Annotated in this window: 21 protein-coding genes; 14 read left to right on the forward strand and 7 right to left on the reverse strand. The window is 61.8% G+C overall.

The window, feature by feature from the left end:
* Positions 1-12 precede the first annotated feature (12 nt).
* The 5 genes from AMK02_RS03620 (at position 13) to folD (ending at position 5,001) form a co-directional block, all read left to right on the forward strand.
* Positions 13-378, forward strand: coding sequence for a hypothetical protein (locus tag AMK02_RS03620; protein WP_003556590.1), 366 nt, complete (start codon positions 13-15; stop codon positions 376-378).
* Entirely contained in the window at positions 378-917 is a 540-nt protein-coding gene (locus tag AMK02_RS03625) for a hypothetical protein (protein WP_064800704.1), read from the forward strand. Before AMK02_RS03620 ends, AMK02_RS03625 begins: the two co-directional genes overlap by 1 nt.
* Before the next feature lie 292 nt (positions 918-1,209).
* On the forward strand, positions 1,210-2,049 hold the full coding sequence (locus tag AMK02_RS03630) for a WecB/TagA/CpsF family glycosyltransferase (protein ID WP_064800705.1): 840 nt from the start codon (positions 1,210-1,212) through the stop codon (positions 2,047-2,049).
* Positions 2,050-2,217: 168 nt separating this feature from the next.
* Entirely contained in the window at positions 2,218-3,981 is a 1,764-nt protein-coding gene (locus tag AMK02_RS03635) for a hypothetical protein (protein WP_064800706.1), read from the forward strand.
* 120 nt (positions 3,982-4,101) lie between these two features.
* Positions 4,102-5,001, forward strand: coding sequence for a bifunctional methylenetetrahydrofolate dehydrogenase/methenyltetrahydrofolate cyclohydrolase FolD (gene folD, locus AMK02_RS03640; RefSeq protein WP_064800707.1), 900 nt, complete (start codon positions 4,102-4,104; stop codon positions 4,999-5,001).
* On the opposite strand, the gene AMK02_RS03645 is transcribed toward folD, so the two are convergent.
* Positions 5,002-6,030: a LacI family DNA-binding transcriptional regulator gene (locus AMK02_RS03645; protein ID WP_064800708.1), complete on the reverse strand. Its 1,029-nt coding sequence runs from the start codon at positions 6,028-6,030 to the stop codon at positions 5,002-5,004. It lies immediately after the preceding gene.
* A 298-nt stretch (positions 6,031-6,328) separates the two neighbouring features.
* Here AMK02_RS03645 and AMK02_RS03650 point away from each other — a divergent pair, with 298 nt between their 5' ends.
* From AMK02_RS03650 to AMK02_RS03675, 6 genes are all read left to right on the forward strand, one after another.
* Complete coding sequence (locus AMK02_RS03650; RefSeq protein ID WP_064800709.1) at positions 6,329-7,690, forward strand: ABC transporter substrate-binding protein; 1,362 nt, start codon at positions 6,329-6,331, stop codon at positions 7,688-7,690.
* A 175-nt stretch (positions 7,691-7,865) separates the two neighbouring features.
* A complete protein-coding gene (locus tag AMK02_RS03655; protein WP_064800710.1) occupies positions 7,866-8,879 on the forward strand; it encodes a carbohydrate ABC transporter permease in 1,014 nt (337 codons plus the stop codon).
* Position 8,880: 1 nt separating this feature from the next.
* A complete protein-coding gene (locus AMK02_RS03660) occupies positions 8,881-10,044 on the forward strand; it encodes a carbohydrate ABC transporter permease (RefSeq protein ID WP_064800711.1) in 1,164 nt (387 codons plus the stop codon).
* Between the two features lie 34 nt (positions 10,045-10,078).
* The gene (bglA, locus tag AMK02_RS03665) at positions 10,079-11,731 is read left to right on the forward strand and encodes a beta-galactosidase BglA (RefSeq protein WP_064800712.1); all 1,653 of its coding nucleotides are present in this window, start codon (positions 10,079-10,081) and stop codon (positions 11,729-11,731) included.
* A 21-nt stretch (positions 11,732-11,752) separates the two neighbouring features.
* A complete protein-coding gene (locus tag AMK02_RS03670; RefSeq protein ID WP_064800713.1) occupies positions 11,753-12,841 on the forward strand; it encodes an ABC transporter ATP-binding protein in 1,089 nt (362 codons plus the stop codon).
* A 176-nt stretch (positions 12,842-13,017) separates the two neighbouring features.
* Positions 13,018-13,371, forward strand: a complete 354-nt coding sequence (locus AMK02_RS03675) for a hypothetical protein (protein ID WP_020920408.1) — start codon at positions 13,018-13,020, stop codon at positions 13,369-13,371.
* A gap of 84 nt (positions 13,372-13,455) precedes the next feature.
* On the opposite strand, the gene edd is transcribed toward AMK02_RS03675, so the two are convergent.
* From edd to AMK02_RS03700, 5 genes are all read right to left on the reverse strand, one after another.
* The gene (gene edd / locus AMK02_RS03680; protein ID WP_064800714.1) at positions 13,456-15,276 is read right to left on the reverse strand and encodes a phosphogluconate dehydratase; all 1,821 of its coding nucleotides are present in this window, start codon (positions 15,274-15,276) and stop codon (positions 13,456-13,458) included.
* A gap of 79 nt (positions 15,277-15,355) precedes the next feature.
* Positions 15,356-16,054, reverse strand: a complete 699-nt coding sequence (gene pgl / locus AMK02_RS03685) for a 6-phosphogluconolactonase (protein ID WP_064800715.1) — start codon at positions 16,052-16,054, stop codon at positions 15,356-15,358.
* A gap of 10 nt (positions 16,055-16,064) precedes the next feature.
* On the reverse strand, positions 16,065-17,540 hold the full coding sequence (gene zwf, locus AMK02_RS03690; RefSeq protein ID WP_064800716.1) for a glucose-6-phosphate dehydrogenase: 1,476 nt from the start codon (positions 17,538-17,540) through the stop codon (positions 16,065-16,067).
* A gap of 134 nt (positions 17,541-17,674) precedes the next feature.
* A complete protein-coding gene (locus AMK02_RS03695) occupies positions 17,675-18,970 on the reverse strand; it encodes an NAD(P)/FAD-dependent oxidoreductase (RefSeq protein WP_064805907.1) in 1,296 nt (431 codons plus the stop codon).
* Between the two features lie 8 nt (positions 18,971-18,978).
* On the reverse strand, positions 18,979-20,415 hold the full coding sequence (locus AMK02_RS03700) for a glutamine synthetase family protein (protein ID WP_064800717.1): 1,437 nt from the start codon (positions 20,413-20,415) through the stop codon (positions 18,979-18,981).
* A 125-nt stretch (positions 20,416-20,540) separates the two neighbouring features.
* Here AMK02_RS03700 and AMK02_RS03705 point away from each other — a divergent pair, with 125 nt between their 5' ends.
* The 3 genes from AMK02_RS03705 (at position 20,541) to AMK02_RS03710 (ending at position 24,845) form a co-directional block, all read left to right on the forward strand.
* Positions 20,541-21,722 (forward strand): NAD(P)/FAD-dependent oxidoreductase, encoded by a 1,182-nt coding sequence (locus AMK02_RS03705; protein ID WP_064800718.1) that lies wholly within the window; start codon positions 20,541-20,543, stop codon positions 21,720-21,722.
* A gap of 134 nt (positions 21,723-21,856) precedes the next feature.
* A complete protein-coding gene (locus tag AMK02_RS31610; RefSeq protein ID WP_164517756.1) occupies positions 21,857-22,000 on the forward strand; it encodes a hypothetical protein in 144 nt (47 codons plus the stop codon).
* A 313-nt stretch (positions 22,001-22,313) separates the two neighbouring features.
* Positions 22,314-24,845 carry a methyl-accepting chemotaxis protein gene (locus tag AMK02_RS03710; RefSeq protein WP_064800719.1) on the forward strand — a complete coding sequence of 844 codons (2,532 nt, stop codon included), beginning with the start codon at positions 22,314-22,316 and terminating at the stop codon, positions 24,843-24,845.
* A 115-nt stretch (positions 24,846-24,960) separates the two neighbouring features.
* Here the strand turns inward: AMK02_RS03710 and AMK02_RS32450 are convergent, their stop codons facing one another.
* A complete protein-coding gene (locus AMK02_RS32450; RefSeq protein WP_257784646.1) occupies positions 24,961-25,092 on the reverse strand; it encodes a hypothetical protein in 132 nt (43 codons plus the stop codon).
* Between the last annotated feature and the right edge of the window lie 26 nt (positions 25,093-25,118).

The raw sequence follows: 25,118 nt of genomic DNA on the forward strand, positions 1-25,118 counted from the left end.
ACCGAGGGCACAATGGAAATAGTTTCGAACGAATACAGGATCAAATCCGTTCTCGGACGCCTCGAGATGATCATCGACAATGAGAACACCCGGATCGGCAACGATCCGCAGTTCGACCTCAAGGTCTCCAACGCCCATAAGAGCCGTTGCCTCTACGAGCTGTCGATGCTTTTCCGCGATACCGATCCGGCCGAGCTTGCCGCTGCCCATCTCGATCAGCTGCACGGCTTGAAAAAGAAGCTGGTTCTGAACGCCCGGCGTGTCGAGGCGCATCTCGAAGCGGTTCGTGCCGTGGCCGACCTCCTGAAGAATGCGGTTCAGGACGCCGACGCCGACGGCACCTATTCCCAGGAACAATTCGCCGCGCGTGGAAACTGATGGTCAAGCTCGTCCTCACCGGTATCTGGGTTTGCGCCATCACCTTGGCATCGGTCTATTTTTCGGTGTACCTGGCGACGGCGCCGGCACCCGCGGCAACGGATTCCAAGCAGAGCGCGCTCGAACTGGTGAAGGGCGAAACGATCACTGTGCCGGTCATCGGCGACGGTGCGATCACCGGTTATTTTCTCGGCCGCATTTCCTTCATGATGAACAAGGACATGCTGAAGGGCGTGACGTTGCCGCTGACCGAGATGACGACCGACGAACTTTTCAGCCTGCTCGTCGGCAACAAGATGGTCGATCTTGCCCACATCAAATCTTTCGACCCGAAAGCCTTTCGCGAGGAGATCAGGAAGGGCATGAACGAGCGCCTCGGCGGCGAGTATGTCGCCGACGTGATGCTGGAGCAGCTCGATTATCTCTCCAAGGAAGAGGTTAAGGAAAACTCTGCCGGTCAACCGAAGAAGCTCGGCGCACCGGTCAAGATCATCGAAGGCGCACCAGCCGAGGGAGCACCGGCCCCGGCCGCCCATTGAAACAACGGATTATCGATGCAGCAACGGCGCCTTCGGGCGCCGTTTGTCGTTGGGCCGCCTTTGGTTAATAAACTACTTATACGAGCATCAAAATCCAAAGAATTTTCCTAAGGGTTGTTTGAAACCGTCCTGTTATATCAGGTGGCACAGCTTGGCATGCGTCGTTTCCGCGATCGGGGCGAGGTTGTTCCATGCGTGACGCGACCGGTCCTTTCGAGACCTCCGGGGTGCGGAATATGGGCTTATTTTCCGGGATGTCGGGCACATGACGCACCCTCGGCAGGAGGTAGGAATGAATTTGATTGCAAACTTCGCGGTGCTTGCGTCCCGGCGGACGATCTTCGATCTGCCGGTCTGCGACCTCGGCTGGGACGATGCCCTCGTTTTCATCAACGAGCTCGCCTCCATTCCCGTCGGTCAGACCGTGGTTTGCTTCGTCAACGCCCATAACATGCTGACGGCGCTGCGGGACGATGAATATTACCGGATCATGTCGCACAATCTGGTGCTGCCTGATGGCATCGGCCTCAACATCGCTTCAAAGATCGCCCATGGCGCGCCGTTTCCCGCCAACTTGAACGGCACGGATTTCGTCCCGGCCTTCCTCACCTTCATGGAGGCCCCACGCCGCATCGGCCTGATCGGCGGCAAGCGCTCGGTCATCGAGGCGGCGGCGGAAAATTTCCGCAAGCACACGCCCTGGCATGAATTTGTCGTTATTTCCGACGGCTTTTTCGACAAGGTCGACTCCACTGATGTCATCTTGGAGGTCGAGCGCCAGAAACTCGACATTCTGATCGTCGGCATGGGAACGCCGCTGCAGGAGAAATGGGTTCACGACAATATCCGTGCCGACCATGCGCGCCTGGTGCTGACGGTGGGCGCTCTCTTCGACTTCGTTTCCGGCGCCGTGCCGCGAGCGCCGAAGACCGTGCGGATGATGCGTCTGGAATGGGCCTATCGCCTGATACAGGAGCCCGCACGCCTCTGGCGGCGCTACATCGTCGGCATTCCGATCTTCCTATTTCATGTCCTGCGCTACCGCTTCCGCCGGCGCGAAAGAATTCTCGGCCAGCCGGAAGAGCCCCGCAGCGTCGTGCAGCCGCCGGTCGACCGCAGGAAGGCGAGTTGAGCCTGCAGCGTCCGCGGTTCGACGCGTAAGCAGCCTATCGAGGAACGGACCGCAATTCTTGCCGGCGGCGGTTAACCATTTCTTTGCCATGAAAATTTAGAGTGGCTTAATCATCTGCTTTCCTGCGGATGAGCGAACTTGGCCAACATGTGCATGAGATGTGGCGCAATGTACGATAGCAGGGCCAGAATCAGTTTTCTTGATCGGGTAGCCGCAAGGCCGCGCGCAGATGACGATCCCTATCGGCAGCCCCGATTGAGCGGACCGGATATCGCCCCGCCCGAAGCCGACCTGCTGCGCGCCATCGGCCGTGTGCTGGAAGAGCAGCGCATGAAGGCGGTGCCCGAGGCGCCGCTCGTCGACCGCATCGAAACCATTCTCGGCAACCGCCTCCGGGCTGCCAATGATGTCGGTCACCGTCTTCCGCCGGAACCAGCGCGATATGAGGAGCCGGTGGCTTCCGCCGGCGTCCCGGCGATTTCGGTCGAACCGCTCACCGTAATTCATCAGGAACCGCTCGAGCCCCGGCCGGCAGCGCCGGAACGCCGCGCGGGAAAGGCCGGCTTTGCGGCAACGGTCGCTGCCGCAACGATCCTGGGCGCCGGTCTGCCGATGCTGATGCCGGCTGCGCCTGCCCTCTACCGCGCCGAAACGACGCTTGCCGTGAAAACGGATGCCGCAAGCCGCGCCGCTCTCACGCAGGCTGCGGCGAAGGGACTGGTGTCGGCGCGCGTGGTTGCGTCGACGGTCGCCACCCTGAAGCTTGATCGCGATCCCGAATTCGTCGGCACGGGCGCCAATGCGTTCGCCGTTGTGTTCGATCTTCTCTCGGCGACCGGTACTGCCGCCGATCCGACCTCGCGCGCCGAGGCGGCGCTGAAACATGCAGTCGAGATCGTGCCCGATGCCGCCGCCGGCACGATCCGGGTGCGGGTGACGACCGGCGACGGTGCCAAATCCACCCGCATCGCCGCCAGGCTTGCCGAGGCAGCGGGCGGAGACGCACGAGGCGGCAACCCCGAAACCGACGCGGTTTTGCGCAAGGCCTATGACGAGGCTCAGGCGGAGCTTGCCGCCTTCACGGCAAAGAGCGGCGAAGGCAACGTCAAGGTGGCAATCGAACTTCGCCGCCAGATCGACCGGCTCGATGCCGATCTGAAAGAGGCCGAGGAGAGCATCCTTGCCGCCAAGGCGAAGGCCGACCAGCTCAAGGCCGCAAAACTTGCCGATGTGCTCGATGGTTCGCTCTCCTCCGATATGATTTCGCCCGCGTTGCAGGACTGGCGCGACAAATATGCCCTCGCCAGGACGGCGCTTGCCCAGCTTTCCGCCGAACTCGGGCCCCGCCATCCGCGCCTGCTGCAGCAGCAGGCCGAAACCGACGGCCTCAAGGAGAATATGGGCAAGGAGCTTGCCCGGCTCGCCCAGGCTGCCAATGCCGCCGCCAAGGCCGCGGTCGATGCGCGCAAGGGCCTGAACGATCGCCGCAACACTCTGATCGCCCAAAGCCGGGATACCGGCGTCGATCTGTCGCGGCTGACCGAGCTGCGCGAGAAGGCGAATGCTGCGCGCTCGCGGCTGGAAGAGGCGGCGTCCGCATCGGGGGCAGCCGACGACGGTCATATGACCATGCTGAAGCCGCCGCTGGCGTCGGCGATATCGGCAACGGACGGTCTGACCGGCCGCGCGCTGGCCGGCGCCGCCACAGGCCTGGCAATCGGTCTTGCCCTGGCTTTCCTGCTGTCTTTGCGCAAATCCGTCGCGTCTCCGGCAACGGAATTGCCGGCGTCTCCGCCCGTTGCTTCTCCGCCGCCATCGCCCGTGCCGGCCCCGGCGGCGGTCGACGAGATCGAGCTGCTGCGCTCCGAAATCTCGGGCCTGCGGGATCGGCTTCGTGTTCACGTGATGGAAACGCGGCAACCGCGGCGCTGAACGAACATTTCCTTGCAAATTTGATATTGCCTTGCCGCTTTCCGACAGGATAGGGCGTTAGCGGGCATTTGACGCTCGTCAACTATCCATAGATTGACGCGAAACAGGGCGGAGAGACGCGTGGCGACAGTAATCGACGGCAAGAACGTAGCTGCATCGGTAATTCAGACGGTCAAGAGTGCGACGGCAGCGCTGGAAAAGGCGAGCGGCGTCACGACCGGCCTTGCGGTCATCATCGTCGGCGACGATCCGGCAAGCCACGCCTATGTCGGCTCCAAGAGCCGGATGGCCAAGGAATGCGGTTTCAAATCCGTGCAGCACACGCTGCCGGCCGAAACGACGCAGGAGGAACTGGCAGGCCTCGTCGCCACCCTCAACGCCGATCCGTCGATCCACGGAATCCTGGTGCAATTGCCCTTGCCGAAGCCGCTCGACAGCGAACCGATCATCCAGTCGATCCTGCCGGAAAAGGATGTCGACGGCCTCAGCGTCGTCAATGCCGGCAAGCTCGCCACCGGCGACCTGAAGACCGGTCTGGTCTCCTGCACGCCGGCCGGCGCCATGGTCTTCGTCCGCCGCACCCACGGCGAGGATCTCTCCGGGCTCAATGCTGTCGTCATCGGCCGTTCCAACCTGTTCGGCAAGCCGATGGCGCAATTGCTGCTCAATGCCAATGCGACGGTGACGATGGCTCACTCCAGAACCAAGAACCTCGCCGAGGTCTGCCGCAATGCCGATATTCTGGTCGCCGCCGTCGGCCGGCCGGAGATGGTCAAGGCCGATTGGGTGAAGCCAGGGGCGACGGTCATCGACGTCGGCATCAATCGTGTGCCGGCTCCTGAGAAGGGCGAGGGCAAGACCCGGCTGGTCGGCGACGTCGCCTTCCGCGAAGTCTCCGAGATCGCCAGCACCATTACCCCCGTTCCCGGCGGCGTCGGTCCGATGACCATCGCCATGCTGATGGCCAACACCGTCATCGCCGCTCATCGCGCTGCAGGGCAAACGCCGCCGCAGTTCTGATTATGATTGCTGCGGGGCAGGCCCGGTCGAGGCCCTGACGATCAGTTCGGTTTTCCACAGCTCCTGTTCGGGGAAGGGGCCGGCCTGCTTCACCGTGCCGATCAGCCGCTGGGCGATGCGCACACCCGCCGCCCGCAGCGAGGAGCGTGTCGTCGTCAGCGGCACCGAGAAGTTTTCCGGCTTCAAGAGCGGCAGCACGTCGTCATGGGCGATCAGTGAAATATCCTCGCCGAGCCGCAATCCCGCCTGGTTAACCGCGCGGATCGCCCCGAGCGCCATCACCGTGCTGGAGCAGAGGATGGCCGTCGGCCGTTCCGGCAGTTGCAGGAACCGTTCCATCGCCAGCAGGCCCTGTTCGTCTGTCATCAGCGCGTGGCTCATGCAGTCCTCCTCGAGCGTGAGGCCGCGTTCGGCAAGGGCTGAGATGACGCCGTTCCTTCTGCGGATGGCGAAATCGAGATGCATCGGTCCGTTCATCAAGGCAAAACGCGTATGGCCGAGCTGCAGCAAGAGCCGCGTCGCGTCGTAGAAGGCCCCTTCATTGTCGATGTCGAGATAGGGATAATCCGGCTCCGCGCCGAAGGAGCGGCCGTGCACGACATAGGGCATGGAGAGCGATTTCAGCATGGCGAGCCGCGGGTCGTGACCGCGCATATAGGCGATGAACAGCGCGTCGACATTGCCGCTGATCGCAAGCCGCCGGAGCGCCGCCACCTCGTCATCCGGATCGGAAGGCATGATGACGAAATGGAAATCGTGGCGCACGGCCTCCTCGCCGAGTCCGGCCAGAAATTCGCCGAAATGCACATCGGACTGATGGCCAGGCGCCGTCGGCATGACGAGGCCGATCGAGCCTGCCTTGCCGGTCGCAAGCCGCTGGGCAGCCTTGTTCGGCCGGTACCCGGTTTCTTTGACGGCCTGAAGCACGCGCTCCCGGGTCGCTTCGTTGACCTCGGGATAGCCGTTGAGCGCCCGGCTTACCGTCGTCTGCGAAAGCCCAAGCAATTCCGATAGCTGTTTGAGATTCACCTGCTATGCTTCCTCCCGGCCCGCCGTCAGCCGCTCTAAAAGGCCTCCATGCCTCCAAATGGCGTCCAAAGCGCTTTTAATTATGTATCATCTCGCGCGCTTGACTCAAGAAAAATCGCTCCATATTTCCCCGGTAGGCGCCGCTGCGCCGCGATATTCCCCCAGCTCACAGGGGATTTTCGTGAAATGACTTGACTCCGTTCCACTGAAAGTGAAATGAGTGGGTTGTCAAAGCGCTTTGAAATTTCTTTTTGCAAGGAATTCGGCGCGGTTGGGATTGTGATGGGAGGTTGATCACATGAAAAAGTCATTTTTGATGGGCGTTGCCGTTGCGGCGCTGTTTGCCGGTGCTGCGTCCGCGGCCGATCTGAAATTTGCCCCGGGACAGGATTCCAAGTTCAACTGGAAGAGCTATGACGAATTCAAGGCCGCGCACGCGGATCTGAAGGGTCAGCCGCTGACGATCTTCGGGCCGTGGCGCGGCGAGGACGAGGCGTTCTTCAGGAGCGTTCTCGCCTATTTCACCGAAGCGACCGGCATCGACGCGAAATACTCCTCTTCGGAAAACTACGAACAGCAGATTGTCATCGACACGCAGGCGGGCTCGCCGCCGAATATCGCCGTTCTGCCGCAGCCGGGCCTTCTGGCCGATCTCGCCGGCAAGGGCTTCCTGACGCCGCTCGGCGACGACAATTCCAAGTGGATCAAGGACAATTACGGCGCCGGCGACAGCTGGGTCGGTTACGGCACCTACAAGGGCAAGGACGGCAAGGAAGCCTTCTACGCCTTCCCTTACAAGGCTGACGTCAAGTCGCTTGTCTGGTACGTGCCGGAGAACTTCGAGGAAGCTGGTTACAAGATCCCGACGACCATGGAAGAGTTGCATGCCCTGACCGATCAGATCGTCAAGGACGGCGGCGTTCCCTGGTGCATCGGTCTCGGTTCCGGCGGCGCCACCGGCTGGCCGGCGACCGACTGGGTCGAAGACATCATGCTGCGTACCCAGCCGCCGGAAGCCTACGACAAGTGGACGACCAACGAGCTGAAGTTCACCGATCCGGCCGTCGTTGCCGCGATCGACGAGTTCGGCAAGTTCGCCAAGAACGAGAAATACGTCGATGGCGGCGTCGCGGCCGTGGCTTCGACCGATTTCCGCGACAGCCCGAAGGGCCTCTTCGCCGTTCCGCCGAAGTGCTACATGCACCATCAGGCCTCGTTCATCCCGTCCTTCTTCCCCGAAGGCACGAAGCTCGGCCAGGATGCCGACTTCTTCTATATGCCGACCTACGCCTCGCATGCCGACCTCGGCAAGCCGGTTCTCGGCGCCGGCACGCTCGTCTCGATCACCAAGGATTCGAAGGCGGCCCGTGCCTTCATCGACTTCCTGAAGACCCCGATCGCGCATGAGGTCTGGATGGCGCAGTCGAGCTTCCTGACGCCGTACAAGGGCGTCAGCACCGACGCCTATGCCAATCCGCAGATGAAGAAGGAAGGCGAGATCCTGACGTCCGCCACCACCTTCCGCTTTGACGGTTCCGACCTGATGCCGGGCAAAATCGGCGCCGGCGCCTTCTGGACGGGCATGGTCGATTTCGTCGGCGGCAAGTCCGCAGAAGAAGCTGCCGGCGAAATCCAGAGCGCCTGGGACGGCATCAAGTAATCGTTCAGATATGCCGCCGGTTTGCCGGCGGCATGGCCTGCATGACTGGCCGGGTTCGCAAAGAGCCCGGCCATCGCGGGTATATTGTGACTAAGCATATTGCCGGTGACCGGCGTTGACCCGTCAGAATGAAAACCAGCCGGAATAAGATCAGGGGAAGCAGGGGAGGGACGTAATGCTGTTGCAGATAGTGTCCGCTTTGGGCGTCGTGGTCGCCGCCGTTGTCGCGTGCTCGGCCTATTTCTATTTTTCGAACAAGATCCTGGACTTCGCTCTGCCGGTCAAGGATGGCGACATCCGCGCCGCCTCGCGCAATCTCAACCGGCGCGCGGTCATCCGGCCATGGCTGTTTCTCGGCCCGGCGCTCTTCCTGCTTTTCGTCTATCTCGTCTACCCCGTCGTCGCTACGTTCATTCTCTCCTTCTACGACCGCACCGGCCAGCAATTCGTCGGCGTAGCCAATTACAAATGGGCGATCGGCGACCGCGAATTCCGCCAGTCGATCTTCAACAACATCCTCTGGCTCGCCGTCGTGCCGGCCGCCTGCACCTTCTTCGGCCTGGTCATCGCCGTGATGACCGACCGCATCTGGTGGGGCAATATCGCCAAGAGCATCGTCTTCATGCCGATGGCGATCTCTTTCGTCGGCGCCTCGGTCATCTGGAAATTCATCTATGAATATCGCGGCGGTAACGACGTCCAGATCGGCCTGTTGAACGCAATCGTCCAGTTGTTCGGCGGCACGCCCGAAGTCTGGATTTCGGTACCCTTCTGGAACAATTTCTTCTTGATGATCATCCTGATCTGGATCCAGACCGGTTTTGCCATGGTTATCCTGTCGGCGGCGCTACGCGGCATCCCCGAGGAGACGATCGAGGCCGCCGTCATCGACGGCGCCAATGGCTGGCAGATCTTCTGGCGCATCATGGTGCCGCAGGTCTGGGGCACCATCGCCGTTGTCTGGACGACGATCACCATCCTCGTCCTCAAGGTCTTCGACATCGTGCTGACCATGACCAACGGCCAGTGGCAGACGATGGTGCTGGCGAACCTGATGTTCAACTGGCTGTTCCGCGGCGGCGGCGATTCCGGCCGAAGCGCCGTCATCGCCATCATCATCATGCTCGCCGTCACGCCGATCATGATCTGGAACGTGCGCCGCGCCAACCGCGAACTGAAGGGCTATTGAGATGACCGCTGTCGGAAGCTACTTCAAGATCGGCCCCGCCCGTCTCTTCGTTCACCTTGCCGTTCTGCTGATCGTCATCATCTGGCTGATCCCGACGCTCGGCATCTTCGTCAGCGCGCTGCGCGACAAGGACCAGATCGTCGTCTCCGGCTGGTGGACGGCCTTTGCCGGCTCGACCCAGACCATCGCCGTCCGCCTGGGCACGCCGGATCAGCAACAGCAGGAAGGCGCCACTTACGTCATTTCAGGCAATGTACTGGAAGGGCAGACCGGCCGCTCCGTAAAGGCCTTCGGCAACCGCGTACAGCAGCCGGCCGCTTTTGAAGCCGGCGAGACCGCCGATCTCGGCGATGGCGAGAGCCTGCAGATCAACAGCGACGGCAGCTATCGCTACATGAAGAACACGGCCTTTTCGCCTGACGAGCGGCCGCGGCGCATGTACGTGTCCGTCTCCGCGCCACCGGAGTTCACGCTGCAGAACTACAAGACGGTTCTGACCGGCGAAGGCATCGGTCAGTCCTTCATCAATTCGCTGACGGTGACGATCCCGGCAACGATCATCCCGATCCTGATTGCCGCTTTTGCCGCCTATGCCTTGAGCTGGATGGAGTTTCCCGGCCGCGGGCTGCTGATTGCGCTCGTCGTCGGCCTCATCGTCGTGCCGCTGCAGATGTCCCTGATTCCGCTGCTTCGCCTCTACAACGAGATCGGCAATATGCTCGGCCAGCCGTCGAAGACCTATCCCGGTATCTGGTTCGCGCATACCGCCTTCGGCATGCCGCTGGCCATTTTTCTTCTGCGGGCCTATATCGCCGGCCTGCCGAAGGAGATCATCGAATCCGCCCGCGTCGACGGCGCAAGCGACTTCGAGATCTTCGTTCGTATCGTTTTGCCCTTGTCCTTCCCGGCACTCGCCTCCTTCGCCATTTTCCAGTTCCTGTGGGTATGGAACGACCTGCTCGTCGCCATGGTCTTCCTCGGCACCGACCAGGATCACCTCGTGCTGACCGGCAGGCTGAACGCGCTGCTCGGCTCGCGCGGCGGCAACTGGGAGATTTTGACGGCGTCGGCCTTCGTCACTATCGTCGTGCCGCTGCTGGTCTTCTTCGGACTGCAGCGTTATCTGGTGCGTGGTCTGCTGGCGGGTTCGGTCAAGGGCGGCTGACCATTCCCAAACGTGACTTCAGACAGGATATCTCATGAACGTGGCTTCCCAATCGATCTTGACCGCCGACAAGGACTGGTGGCGCGGCGCGGTGATTTACCAGATCTATCCGCGCTCCTACCAGGATTCGAACGGCGACGGCATCGGCGACCTCAAGGGCATCACCGCCCGCCTGCCGCATGTGGCAAGCCTCGGCGTCGACGCGATCTGGATCTCGCCGTTTTTCACCTCGCCGATGCGCGATTTCGGTTACGACGTTTCCGATTACGAGAATGTCGATTCGATCTTCGGCACGCTGGTGGATTTCGATACGATGATCTCAGAAGCCCATCGCCTCGGCGTCCGGGTGATGATCGACCTCGTCATCTCCCACAGCTCCGACCAGCACCCCTGGTTCGTGCAGAGCCGTTCCAGCAAGACCAATGCCAAGGCCGACTGGTATGTCTGGGCCGACGCCAAACCCGACGGCTCGCCGCCGAACAACTGGCTGTCGATCTTCGGCGGTTCCGCATGGGCGTGGGATCCGACGCGCATGCAATATTACCTGCACAATTTCCTGACCTCGCAACCGGATATGAACCTGCATAATCCGGAAGTGCAGGACCGTCTGCTCGATGTCGTGCGCTTCTGGCTCAACCGCGGCGTCGACGGCTTCCGCCTCGACACCATCAATTTCTATTTCCACGACCCGCTGTTGCGCGACAATCCCGCCCTTGCGCCTGAGCGCCGCAACGCCTCGACGGCGCCGGCGGTTAATCCCTATAATTTCCAGGAGCATATCTACGACAAGAACCGGCCGGAGAACCTTGCCTTCCTGAAGCGCTTTCGTGCGGTGCTTGAGGAATTCCCGGCAATCGCCGCCGTCGGCGAGGTGGGCGACAGCCAGCGCGGCCTCGAAATCGTCGGCGAATATACCTCCGGCAACGACAAGATGCACATGTGTTATGCCTTCGAATTCCTGGCGCCCGATCCGCTGACGCCGGAGCGCGTCGAGGAGGTGATGGAGGATTTCGAAGCTGCCGCCCCCGATGGCTGGGCCTGCTGGGCCTTCTCCAATCACGACGTCATGCGTCACGTCAGCCGCTGGGGCGGGCTGGTCGCCGATCACGACGCCTTCGCCAAGCTCTATGCCTCGCTGCTCTTGACGCTGCGCGGTTCCGTCTGCCTCTATCAAGGCGAGGAACTGGCGCTGACCGAAGCCGATCTCGCCTATCAGGATCTGCAGGATCCCTATGGCATCCAGTTCTGGCCGGAGTTCAAAGGCCGCGACGGCTGCCGCACGCCGATGGTCTGGGACAGCCACGTCGCCCAGGGCGGCTTTTCGACGGTCAAGCCCTGGCTGCCGGTGCCGGTCGAACATATTCTGCGCGCCGTCAATGTCCAGCAGGGCGACGAGACGTCCGTGCTCGAGCATTATCGCCGCTTCATTGCCTTCCGCAAGCTGCACCCGGCCTTTGCCAAGGGTGAGATCGAATTCGAGGAGGCGCAGGGCGACAGTCTGGTCTTCACCCGCGAATACGCCGATGAGAAGCTGCTCTGCGTCTTCAACATGAGCCCGGCCGAGACCGGCGTCACTCTGCCTGCGGGAGAATGGCAGGCATTGACGGGCCATGGCTTTACCAGCAACAACTATGGCGACAAGATCGATATTCCGGCCTGGGGGGCGTATTTCGCCCGTCTCGCCTAAGGATCAGGAGGGGAGTGACAAATGACTGGACTGACACTGAAGGACATCCGCAAATCCTACGGTTCCGTGGATGTTCTCCATGGTATCGACCTCGATATCAAGCAGGGCGAATTCATCGTCTTCGTCGGTCCGTCCGGCTGCGGCAAGTCCACGCTTCTGCGCATGATCGCCGGTCTCGAGGCGATTACCGGCGGCGAAATGTATATTGACGGCCAGCTCGTCAATGACGTGCCGCCCTCGAAGCGCGGCATCGCCATGGTCTTCCAGTCCTACGCGCTCTATCCTCACATGACCGTCTACGACAACATGGCCTTCGGCATGAAGATCGCCGGCGAAAGCAAGCAGGAGATCGACCGCCGCGTCCGCGCGGCGGCCGAGAGCCTGCAGTTGACCAAATATCTCGACCGCCTGCCGAAGGCGCTCTCCGGCGGCCAGCGCCAGCGCGTGGCGATCGGCCGCGCCATCTGCCGCGATCCCAAGGTCTTCCTGTTCGACGAGCCGCTGTCCAACCTCGATGCCGCGCTGCGCGTCGCCACCCGTATTGAAATTGCCCGTCTCAACGAGCAGATGGCCGATACGACGATGATCTACGTCACCCACGATCAGGTCGAGGCGATGACGCTCGCCGACCGCATCGTCGTCCTGTCGGCCGGCAATATCGAGCAGGTCGGCGCACCGCTGGAGCTCTACGAACGCCCGGCTAACCTCTTCGTTGCGAAATTCATCGGCTCGCCCGCCATGAACATCATTCCCGCGACGATCGCCGGGACCGGCAGCCAGACGACCGTGACGCTGACCGGCGGCATGTCGGTGACATTAGACGTGGCGACCGATGCCTCCGAGAAGGGCAAGCAGGCGAGCTTCGGCGTCCGTCCCGAAGATCTGAGGATCGCCGACGGCGCCGACTATGTTTTCGAGGGCGAGGTCTCGATCGTCGAAGCGCTCGGCGAGGTGACGCTGCTTTACATCGAAGGCCTGGTCCCCGGCGAGCCGATCGTCGTCAAGCTGCCCGGCATTTATGATGTCCATAAGGGCCAGAGGATGCGCTTTGCCGCCGACCGGCAGAAGCTGCATCTCTTCGATGCGAGCGGCCACACCTACCGGAAATGAGATCGCCATTTTTGGGGTAATCATCCCCAGAATTATACTTGGCGGACCGAATTCTCACGTTCTGTTAAAGATCGGCTGCTACTTTTTCCTCGTCAATTTATGAGGGGGATAAGCAAGTGGCCGCTTCCAATCCGTCACAGCCAAGATCTCATTTCCTGAGCAAGGAAGAATCCTTCATGTATGACCGCGAGGCGCGGTTCAAGATGGAGGACACAATGAACGCCGCGCGCATCGAATATACGGAAAAGGGCGTCATGCACGCGGCTTCGCGCCGCTGCGATATTGTCCGTATCTCGATGAGCAGCGCGACTCTCGCAATCCTGACCCAGTTCAGCCTGCCGAAGCAGTTCTATCTGGATATTCCGGATGCCCGCATCACCAAGGTCGGCTGCCTGCTGATGAAGGTCAACGCCAACAATACGATCGAGGTTCGCTTCCTGCGCCTGCTGACGCAGAAGGAGCTGAACAAGATCTTCGTCTACAGCACGCACCCCGCGCACAAGGATTACGTCCTCGATATCCGCGCCTGACGGATAGTCTCGGACCGGTCATAGAAAAACCCGCGGGACGCTTCAGGCGCCCCGCGGGTTTTGTTTATTCAAACTGATTTGCGCTCAGTGGAAGAGCACGCTGGCGCCCTGATCGGAAGCGCCGACGGCGCGGCGGAAAGGTGCAAAGAGTTCACGGCCCATGCCGAATTCATTGTCGGAAAGATCGATGCTCACCGGCTCGCGCTCGGCCATGTCGGCTGCGTCGACCAGCACTTCGAGCGTGCCCTTGATCGCGTCGAGGCGAATGATGTCGCCGTCCCGGATGCGGGCGATCGGGCCGCCATCGACCGCTTCCGGCGTGACGTGGATCGCCGCCGGCACCTTGCCGGATGCGCCGGACATGCGCCCGTCGGTCAGGAGCGCCACGCGGAAGCCGCGGTCCTGCAGCACGCCGAGCGGCGGCGTCAGCTTGTGCAGCTCCGGCATGCCGTTCGCCTTCGGCCCCTGGAAGCGAACGACGGCGACGAAATCGCGGTTGAGCTTGCCTTCCTTAAAGGCGTCCTGCAGTTCCTGCTGGCTGTGAAAGACGATCGCCGGCGCCTCGATGATATGGCGCTCCGGCTTGACGGCCGAGATTTTGATGACCGCCTTGCCGAGATTGCCGCGCAGCATCTTCAGCCCGCCATTCGCCTGGAACGGCGTCTCGATGCTGGAAAGCACCTTCGGATCGTGGCTCTTATCCGGCGACGGTTCGCGCAGCACCGTGCGGTTCTCGCTGAGCCGGGCATCGACCGTATAGGCTTCAAGGCCCTGGCCGAAGACGGTTCTGACGTCGTCATGCACCAGCCCGTGCTTCAGGAGTTCCTTGATGAGGAAGCCCATGCCGCCGGCCGCCTGGAAATGATTCACGTCGGCAAGCCCGTTCGGATAGACGCGGGCAAGCAGCGGCACGATTTCCGAGAGTTCGGCGATGTCCTGCCAGGTGAGCTGGATGCCGGCTGCCCGCGCCATGGCGACGAGGTGCAGCGTGTGGTTGGTCGAGCCGCCGGTCGCATGCAGGCCGACGACGCCGTTGACGATCGAGCGCTCGTCGATCATCTCGCCGGCCGGCGTGAATTCGTTGCCGAGCGCGGTGATCGCTAAGGCTCGCTTGGCGGCTTCGCGCGTCAGCGCTTCCCGCAGCGGCGTACCGGGATTGATGAAGGAGGAGCCCGGCATGTGGAAGCCCATGATCTCCATCAGCATCTGGTTCGAGTTGGCCGTGCCGTAGAAGGTGCAGGTGCCGGGCCCGTGATAGGATTTCGATTCCGCCTCCAGGAGCTCGGCGCGCCCGACCTTGCCCTCGGCAAAGAGCTGGCGCACGCGCGACTTCTCGTCGTTCGGCAGGCCTGTCGTCATCGGCCCGGCGGGAACGAAGATCGACGGAAGATGTCCGAACGAAAGTGCGGCGATGACGAGGCCCGGCACGATCTTGTCGCAGACGCCGAGGAAGAGGGCGGCATCGAACATATTGTGCGACAGGCCGACGCCTGCGGCCATGGCGATCAGGTCGCGCGAGAAGAGCGACAGCTCCATGCCCGGCTGCCCCTGGGTGACGCCGTCGCACATGGCGGGCACGCCGCCGGCGACCTGGGCGACGCCGCCGGCCTCGGCGGCCGCCTCACGGATGATCGCCGGATAGGTCTCGAACGGCTGGTGGGCCGAGAGCATGTCGTTATAGGCGGTGATGATGCCGAGATTGGGGATGCGATCGCCGGCGAGCGCGTCTTTATCGGCGGGGGAACAGATCGCGAAGCCGTGGGCGAGGTTGGCACAGCCGAGCACCGAACGCTGCACACCCTTTGAAGCCGCGGCGCGCAGGCGTTCCAGGTAGCGCTCGCGGGTCGGCTTCGAGCGTTCGACGATGCGATCGGTGATCGCAGAAATGCGTGCGTGAGCGGACATGGAAAATCCCTGCCTTGTTCGTTGTCTCTATCTCTTTCGGCGGCTCCGGCCTGAAATCCGGATCCGGGTCTGGGGCCGATCAGGGGGCCCAGTAGATCTCGACCGGGGAAGTGGCCCGGCGCAGAACGGCGCGGATCGGCATTTCTGCCTCGTCACCGCTGCCTTCCGCCTTGGCGAGAACGTCTTTTTTGCCTTCGCCCTCGATATGGAGCACCAGGAGTGCGGCATCCTGAAGACTGGAGAAGGTGAAGGTCAGGCGCGGCTCGCCGGCTCCTTCCGCTTCCATGGTGATGACGCTGCGCGGCGTCGACGCGTCGAGCGCCCGGGCAAGATTGCTGCCGCCGGGGAAGAAAGAGGCCGTGTGGCCGTCGCCGCCCATGCCGAGGATGACGACGTCAAAGGGGATGCCGATTTCGGCGCTTTTTTCCGTCGCAAGCCGTGCGGCTTCCTCGACGGAGGATGCCGGCTGGTAAAGCGGCACGAAACGCGCCGCCTTCGCCTTGTTCTGCAAGAGATTGGCATCGACCAGCAGATGGTTCGAGCGGGTATTGTCGGCCGGCACGAAACGTTCGTCAACCAGCGTGATCGTCACCTTGTCCCAGGCGATGTCGCGGGTCGACAGCGCCTGGAAGAAGGCCTTTGGCGTCGAACCGCCGGAAACGGCGATGGACGCCGCGCCGCGCGCGGCGATTGCTGCCGAAAGCCTCTCGGCGACGGTGTCGGCGAGGCTGCCGGCGAGGTCAGCGGCACTGGCGAAGGAATGCAGGGTCGATGCCATCGATGTCGTCCTAGATGTCGTCATGCCAGGTGCGGCCGTCGCGCTCGATCAGCGCGATGGCCTGGCTCGGGCCCCAGGTGCCGGCCGTATAGCCCTGCACCTGCTGGCCGGTCGTTTCCCAACCTTTGAGGATCGGGTCGACCCATTTCCATGCCGCTTCGACCTCGTCTCGGCGCATGAACAATGTCTGGTTGGAGCGGATCACGTCCATCAGCAGGCGCTCGTAGGCGTCCGGATTGCGGACATTGAAGGCCTGGGCGAAGCTCATGTCGAGCGAGACATTGCGCAGCCGCATGCCGCCCGGACCCGGATCCTTGATCATCAGCGACTGCTTGACGCCCTCATCCGGCTGCAGGCGGATGATCAGCTGGTTGGCGACGATGCGTCCGGCCGCCTGGTCGAAGATCGCATGCGGGATCGGCTTGAAGGTGATGACGATCTCGGACATGCGTCCGGTAAGCCGCTTGCCGGTTCTGATATAGAAGGGAACGCCCGCCCAGCGCCAGTTATTGATCTCGGCCTTGATGGCGACGAAAGTCTCGGTGTTCGAGACGCCGCCTTCCAGCTCTTCGAGATAACCCTTGACCGGGCCGCTGCCCGAAGCGCCGGCGCGATACTGGCCGCGCACCGTCGCCTGCTCGACATTGGAGGCATCGAGCGGCTTCAGGGCGCGCAGCACCTTCAGCTTCTCGTCGCGAACGGCTTCCGAATCCATCGACGAGGGTACTTCCATCGCCGTCAGGCAGAGCAGCTGCAGAATGTGGTTCTGCACCATGTCGCGCAGCGCGCCGGCCGTATCGTAATAGCCGGCGCGACCTTCGAGGCCGACCGATTCCGCCACGGTGATCTGCACATGATCGATATAGTTGGCGTTCCACAGCGGCTCGTAAAGCGCATTGGCGAAACGCAGCGCCATCAGGTTCTGCACCGTCTCCTTGCCGAGATAGTGGTCGATGCGGAAGATCTGCTCTTCCTTGAAGGCGCGGCCGATCGTGTCGTTGAGCTGCAGCGCCGAGGCGAGGTCGCGGCCGATCGGCTTTTCGACGACGATGCGGGTCGACCTGGTGATCAGCTTGTGATCGTGGATCTTTTGCGAAATGTCGCCGAAGATACCGGGTGCTACCGCCAGATAGAAGGCGCGCACCCGGTCCTTGCTTTCGTCGAGCAGTTTCTTCAGCTGATCCCAGCCCGTGTCCGTGCGGGCGTCGACCGAAACGTAGTAAAGGCGGGCACAGAACTTCTCGACTTCCGAGTCGTCGTATTCGCCTTTCTTCAGGTGCTCCTTCAACGCGTCCTTGGCGAACTTGCGATATTCCTCATGCGAAAGCGGGCTGCGCGAGGCGCCGATGATACGGGTCGGTTCCGTGAACTGACCCTCGATCTGGCGATGATAGAGCGCAGGCAAAAGCTTCCGCTCGGCAAGGTCGCCGCTGCCGCCGAAGACGACATAATCAAAAGGCTCAACGGGAATGATCTGGCTGCTCATGAGCTTGTCTCTCAATCAGGCTGGTTGGCGGCCCTTTTAATCTAATCGATTTAAAAAAGCCAGTGTGCAGTGCAATGAATTTGTCAGGCACCGGTTTTAGAGCGAATTCCGCAAAGAGGAAATCCGCAATCGGACTAAAACTTGTCGCGAAGCGCAAACCACGACAAGGCGAGGAAAAGCAACGGCGCCCGCATCCGGGCTCCGCCGGGAAAGGCGGGAATATCGAGCGATTTGAACAGATCGAGATCGCCGGATTTGCCAAGCACCGTTTCCGCATAGAGCTTGCCACAGTAGTTTGACAGCATGACGCCATGGCCGGAATAACCGCCGATCGAAGTGACGCCGGGCATCACTTCGCGCACAAAAAGCTGGCGCGGCATGGTGATGCCGACGCTGCCGCCCCAGGCATGGGTGATCTCGATGTCTTTCAGAGCGGGATAGATTTCGCCGATCTGCCGGCGGATATGCTGCGAAATGTCCCGCGGATTGTCCGCGGTATAAGCCTCGCGCCCACCGAACAGCAGGCGGCTTTCGAATTTACGGAAATAACGCACGACGAAGCGCGAATCTGCGACGGCCTCGCCGCCCGGCAGCACATCGGGATAGCCGTCGAGCGGAACGGTGGCGCCGATGAAGGAGCGGATCGGCATGACATGGCTTGCCGTCACCGGCTCCAGATTGCCGATATGGCCGTTGCAGGCGATCAGCGCCCGGTCGGCGGTGATCGTGCCCTTTTCGGTTTCGATCGTCACCTTGCCGCCGCTTTGGCGGATCGCCTTTGCCGGTGTCATCTCGAAGATGGAAGCGCCGGCATTGGCGGTCACCCGCGCCAGCCCGATGAGCAGCTTCAGCGGATGAATATGGCCGGTGCCGACATCGCGCACGCCGCAGCGGAAACGCTTCGAGCCGAGCCGCTCCTGTGTTTCCTTCTCATCCATGAAGCTCAAATGCGGATAGTCGTAACGCTCAGCGGCGATTTCGGCATTCTCACGATAGTCGCGTTCGTAGCTTGCCTTGTGCGCGACGTTGAGCTGGCCGGGCACATAATCGATCTCGATCTGATGTTCCCGGGCGAAATCGAGAAGATGGCGCTTGGCCGCCTCGGCGACATCGAACAGCGCCTTCGAGCGTTCGTAGCCGATCTTTTCCTCAAGCTCTTCCGGCCACCATCGCTGGCCGGTGCCGAGCTGGCCGCCATTGCGCCCCGACGCTCCGTCTCCGAAGCGCCAGGCTTCGGTCAGCACGACGGAAACGCCTGATTTGGCGAGATTATAGGCGGCCTGCAGGCCGGTATAGCCACCGCCGACAATGGCGACGTCACATGTCCTCGAGCCGTCGAGAGCGGCGTAGGTCGGCCGCTCCCCGACGCTTGCCTGATACCAGGATAGCCCGGGCGCAATCGGGCTCTGCCACATCGCCTGCGATGCCATGATATCGCTCACACGTTGAGCAGAAGAAACTCCCGCTCCCAGGGACTGATCACCTGCATGAAGGTCTCGAATTCGCCGCGCTTGACACCGGCGTAAAGGCCGATGAACTGTTTGCCGAACACCTCTTCGAAGGCGGGCTCGTCCTCCATCAGCGCCACGGCTTCGAGCAGGCCGCGCGGCAGGTCGATCGAGCCCTCATTGGCCGAATCCTCCGTCGGCGCCGTCGGCTCGATCTCTCTCATGATGCCGAGCAGGCCGGAAGCGAGCGAGGCGGCGAGCGCCAGATAGGGATTGGCATCCGAACTCGGCAGCCGGTTTTCCACCCGCCGCGCCTGCGGATCGGAAACCGGGACGCGGAAGGCGGTCGTCCGGTTGTCGTAGCCCCAGGCGTTGTTGACCGGGCAGGACATGTCGGGCTGCAGGCGCCGATAGGAATTCACATAGGGCGCCAGCATCGCCATCGCGCTCGGCACGAATTTCTGCATGCCGCCGATGAAATGGAAGAATTCCTTCGACGCCGATCCGTCCGCATTGGAGAAGACGTTCCTGCCGGTCTCGACATTGACTACCGACTGGTGGATGTGCATCGCCGAGCCCGGCTGTCCCTGCATCGGCTTGGCCATGAAGGTCGCGTAGATGTCGTGTTTCAGCGCCGCTTCCCGGATCGTGCGCTTGAACAGGAACACCTGGTCGGCAAGCTCGATCGGATTGCCGTGGCGCAGGTTGATCTCGAGCTGCGCCGGCCCTTCCTCGTGGATCAGCGTATCGATCTCCAGCCCCTGCTTTTCGGAAAAATGGTAGATGTCATCGATCAGCTCGTCGAATTCGTTGATGCCGGCGATCGAATAGCCCTGGCCGCCGAGGATGGAGCGGCCGGACCGGCCTTTCGGCGGATGCAGCGGATAGTCGGGGTCGTCATTCTTGGCGACGAGATAGAACTCGATCTCCGGCGCCACGATCGGCTTCCAGCCGCGGTCGTGATAGAGGCTCATGATCCGCTTCAAGACGTTGCGTGGCGTATAGGGCACTTCACCCCCGTCCGAATCGACGATGTCGCAGATCACCTGGGCCGTCGGGTCGGTTTCCCAGGGCACGACTGAGAGCGTGGACAGATCCGGCATCAGCTTCAGGTCGCTGTCGCGCGGCTCGTATCGGAAGCTCTCTGTCTCCTCCGGATACTCGCCGGAAATCGTATGCCGGTAGATCGCCGAAGGCAGGGCCAGCGAGGTGTTCGAGGTGAATTTGGAACTCGGCATCATCTTGCCGCGCGGCACGCCGGCAAGGTCCGGCGTGATGCATTCGATGTCTTCGATGCCCCTGGCCCTCAGCCACTGCGCTGCTTCCTTCCAGTTCGCAACGCCGCGCAGGGATCCGGGGTCCGGAGGTGTTTTGGTCGAGGCGGGTACGTTTCTGGCAGGCTTCAGCGTCGTCTTTTTTGGGGACATGACACACCGGTTTGGTTGATCGTGGCGCCATCATAGCCGGAGTTTGCCAATTGGCGAGAGGTTGAGAATGTTGACTTTCACCCTTCGATGGAAAAGAAGACGCCGGTTGGATCGGGGAAAAGAGTTTGCAGCACAAGAGCGACGTCATCGTCATCGGCGCCGGAGCCGCCGGCATGATGGCGGCCATTCGCGCGGGCAAACGCGGCCGCTCGGTCGTGGTCCTCGACCATGCGAAGGCGCCTGGCGAGAAGATCCGCATATCGGGCGGCGGCCGCTGCAATTTCACCAATATCCATGCCGAACCGAAGAATTTCCTGTCCGCCAATCCGCATTTCTGCAAGTCGGCGCTCGCCCGTTTCACGCCCGCCGATTTCATCGCCATGGTCGACCGACACGGCATTGCCTGGCACGAAAAGACGCTCGGCCAGCTTTTCTGCGACGACAGCGCCAAGGACGTCATCCGCATGCTGCTCGATGAGATGGGCGCGGCCGGCGCGGCGCTGCATCTCGGCACCGAAATATCCGGCGTCGAACGGAGGGAGGCGGACTTCCGCGTCTCCACGGGCGAAGGCGTCTTCGAGGCATCCTCTCTCATCGTGGCAACCGGTGGCAAATCGATCCCGAAGATGGGCGCCACCGGCTTTGCCTATCGCCTTGCCGAGCAGTTCGGCCTGGCCGTGCTCGAAACCCGCCCCGGCCTCGTGCCGCTGACGCTCGATCCCGGCCTGCTCGCAAGCATTGCGCCACTTGCCGGCATTTCGGCTCCTGCCGAAATCCGCCATGGCCGCACCGCCTTCCGCGAAGCGCTGCTGTTTACCCATCGGGGCTTAAGCGGCCCCGCCATCCTGCAGATCTCCTCCTACTGGCGGGAGGGCGATGAAATCGTCGTTGCGGTCGAGCCGGATATCGACATATCAGCGCATTTGAAGGCGGCAAAGCAGCTGAATGGCCGCCAGTCGGCCCAGACAGCTCTCGGCGATATCCTGCCGAAGCGGCTGGCCCAGTTTCTCGTCGAGCGGGAAAAGATCGCCGGCAACATGGCCGATCTGCCCGACAAGGCGCTGCAGCGGCTGGCCGCCAGCGCCCAGACCTGGATCGTCAAACCGTCCGGCTCAGAAGGTTATCGTACCGCCGAAGTGACGCTCGGCGGCATCGATACGGCAGCGCTCGATTCCCGCAGCATGGAAACAAAGACCGTTCCGGGCCTTTATTTCGTCGGTGAATGCGTCGACGTCACCGGCTGGCTCGGCGGCTATAATTTCCAATGGGCCTGGGCCTCCGGTTTTGCCGCTGGCGAATGCGCATAGAAATATCCGGTATAACGATTCAAGACTTCTTAAGAGAGGTGCGCCATCCTGTCTCAATTGCCGGCTCACAAAGCTTTCCCCAAATTAAGCTTTACCGGCCTGGACTGTTGTGTCATAAGAGTGAGGTTTCGAGCATGAATAGAAACGCACGACGCGCCCGCGCCATCGCAATCGCCCAGACAAAACCCGACGCCCGCACGACCACCCTGCGATATCTGATGCTTGCAGCCGGCGCGACTGCCGCCAGCCTGGCGCTGCTGCTCGCCCACCTCATCTGATCCTGCCCGCCCGTCTGAAAGCGAACTTGCCGGCTCCCGATCGCGACACTGCGGCCGCGCGGCGTATAATTTGCAATTATTTCACCATCTTGGCTTAAGTCACCATTGCCGCTTATCTGAAAATTAATATCTAATCTGACACAATCGCCGCGATTATTTGGGCGTTTCCAAGTCTGCTTGGAACATGAACCGGCAATGACTGCCGCCTGGCCTCCAGGTTCCCCGATGGAAATAGAATAGTTCGATGTGCACTCGGCTGGCGCGCCTTATGGCTGCCCGCGGGAGGAGTAGTGTATGAAAGGCCCGGAACGCCATGTTGATTGACAAGATTCTTTCCCGTTTCAGGATCAAGACCAAGGTTTTGATCTTCGTTCTGCCCTTTGTCGTCACCATTTCGGCAGTGGGCTTGACCGGCCTTTACGCATCCGGGCTTCTCCAGGGCCGCATGGAAATATCCAACAGCGTGCTGCAGTCGCTGAGCGGGTTCAAGGATCTCTACGGTTCGATGGACGATTTCCTGCGCATCACGAGCCCGCAGGCGCGCGACCAGCTGCTGTCGGATCTGAAGACCCAGCAGGGCGTGCTCGACCAGACGCTGGATCAGGTCGGAGAAGAGGCCGCCGGCCGTGACAGCCTTGCCGAGGCATCGCGCCGCACCAAGGATATTTCGGGCGTCGTCGACAAGCTCTGGACGCTGCACGAGCAGGAGCAGAAACTGCACGAGCAGATCGACGCAGCGCAGAAGAGCCTGATCAGCACCCGCTTCACGGTCTCCTATCAGGCCGATGAACTGCAGACCGCGCTTCAGCGCGACGAAGGTGCCGCCACCATCACCCTGCGCACGGCCGACCGTCTGCTGAAGGGCGGCGATTTCCTCGGCAGCGTCGCCAGCGGTTACAGCAAGCCGCAGACGCCTGAGGAAAAGATCGCCTACATCAAGGAACAGCTGCCGGAGATCATGAAATCTCAGCGCCTGATCGCCATCTCGGTTCCGACCAACCAGAAGAATGTCATCGACTCGCTGGCTGCGACGATCGACAGCATCAAGACGATCGCTGAGATGCCCAGCCCGACGGAGGAAAACATCACCGAGCTCGGTCGTCTCGTGTCCCGCTTCCGCCAGACCTCGACCTATACGCAGCTGACCGCGACGCAGAAGATGCGTGAGGCGACACAGCGTTTCGCCGAACTTGAAGGCCGCATCGCCCAGACCAATTCCGTCCTTCAGGATACCCGGCGTCTCGAAAACTCCGTCTATGCGCTGCAGATCGTCCTTTCCGATTTCCTCGCCAATTCAAGCAAGGAAAATCTCGTCCGTCTGCAGCAGCAGACCGGCACGCTCGGCAAGGACATGGAGGTGCTGACCACCAGCGCCAAGGGTATGGGCTTTGCCGAAGGCATATCGGACGCGATCAAGCCGGCGCTCGATGCCATCTCCGGCGGCGGTTCGAAGATCGTCGATACGATCGGCGAGCGCGTGACCGCCTATGCCGCGGCGCGACAGGAACTCGATGGGATCTGGAAGAAGCTCACCGATTTCGCCGAACTGCAGAAGCAGACGGCTGGCACCGAGCGCACCCAGGCAAACAGCATCTCCGTCATGACCACCGGCCTCGGCATCCTTCTGTCGATCCTCGGCGGCATCGCCCTGGTACTGACGCTGCAGCGGCCGATCAGTCAGATCACCGGCGCCATGCGCCGCATCGCCGAAGGCGCGCTGGATACCAGCATAACAGGCGAGCAGCGCCACGACGAAATCGGCGACATGGCCCGGGCGCTTGGCATCTTCAAGGAAAATGCCATCTCGAAGATCCGCATCGAGGAACAGAGCGATGAAGAGCGCGCTGCCGCCGAACACGAGCGCCAGCGCAACGATGCCGAAAAGCGCGAGATGGACCGCCAGATCGAATTCGCGGTCAACGCGCTTGCGGCCGGCCTCGAGCGTATGTCGCAGGGCGATATCTCGACGACGATCGAAACGCCCTTCATCGGCCGTCTCGAACAGCTGCGTCAGGATTTCAACGGTTCGATGCTGCGCCTGCAGGCGACGATGAGCCAGATCCGCGACAACGTCGAATTGATCCAGGGCAACGGCAACCAGATGGCCCGGTCGGCCGAGGATCTTTCCAAGCGCACGGAACAGCAGGCCGCTTCGCTCGAAGAGACCGCGGCTGCCGTCGATCAGATCACCGTCACCGTCCGCTCGTCGGCCGAACGCGCCAAGGATGCCGACCAGATCGTCCGCCAGGCCAAGCGCAGTGCCGACGATTCCGCCGTCGTCGTCAGCAATGCGATCGACGCCATGGGCCGCATCGAGGAAGCCTCGCGTCAGATCGAGCAGATCATCGGCGTCATCGACGAGATTGCCTTCCAGACCAATTTGCTGGCGCTCAACGCCGGCATCGAAGCGGCGCGCGCCGGCGAGGCCGGCAAGGGCTTCGCGGTCGTCGCCATGGAAGTCCGCGAACTTGCCCAGCGCTCCGCCGCCGCCGCGCAGGAGATCAAGGGTCTGATCAACAAGTCGACCAACGAGGTCAGCTCCGGCTCGCAATTCGTCCAGGAAACCGGCACGGTGCTTGCGAAGATCAGCGCCCAGATCGTCACGATCAGCCAGCATGTCGAGATGATCGCCCGCGCCAGCCACGACCAGTCCAACGCGCTGCAGAGCGTCAACTCGACGGTCAATCAGATGGACCAGATGACGCAGAAGAACGCCGCCATGGTCGAGGAGACGACCGCTGCCAGCCGCGAACTGGCCGACGAGGCCGACGCGCTGCGCCACCTCATCCAGCAGTTCAAGATCCACGGCGAGGCGGCCGAAGCCCAGGTCTACCGCGCCGCCTGATTGGCGACGCTTCAAACGGTCCGTTTTTCCGGCGCTCGGACCATTGACAAACCCGTCGATATTCTCGGCGGGTTTTGTTTTGTTGATATTGAAGCAAGGAGAAGGCCTTCAGGCATCAGCGATCAGACCAATCGAGGGCGCTCAGTTTAGCAGGCTGTTGATCGTTTCCGGCAGCCAGGCCAAACAGCATTTTTTCGATCTCGTCATGCGGTAGGCTCAAGATCTTGGCTATTTCTGCCTTGGTCATTCGACGCCGCCAGAGAACCAGATTTA

It is taken from the genome of Rhizobium sp. N731, assembly GCF_001664145.1.
Lineage (GTDB): Bacteria > Pseudomonadota > Alphaproteobacteria > Rhizobiales > Rhizobiaceae > Rhizobium > Rhizobium esperanzae.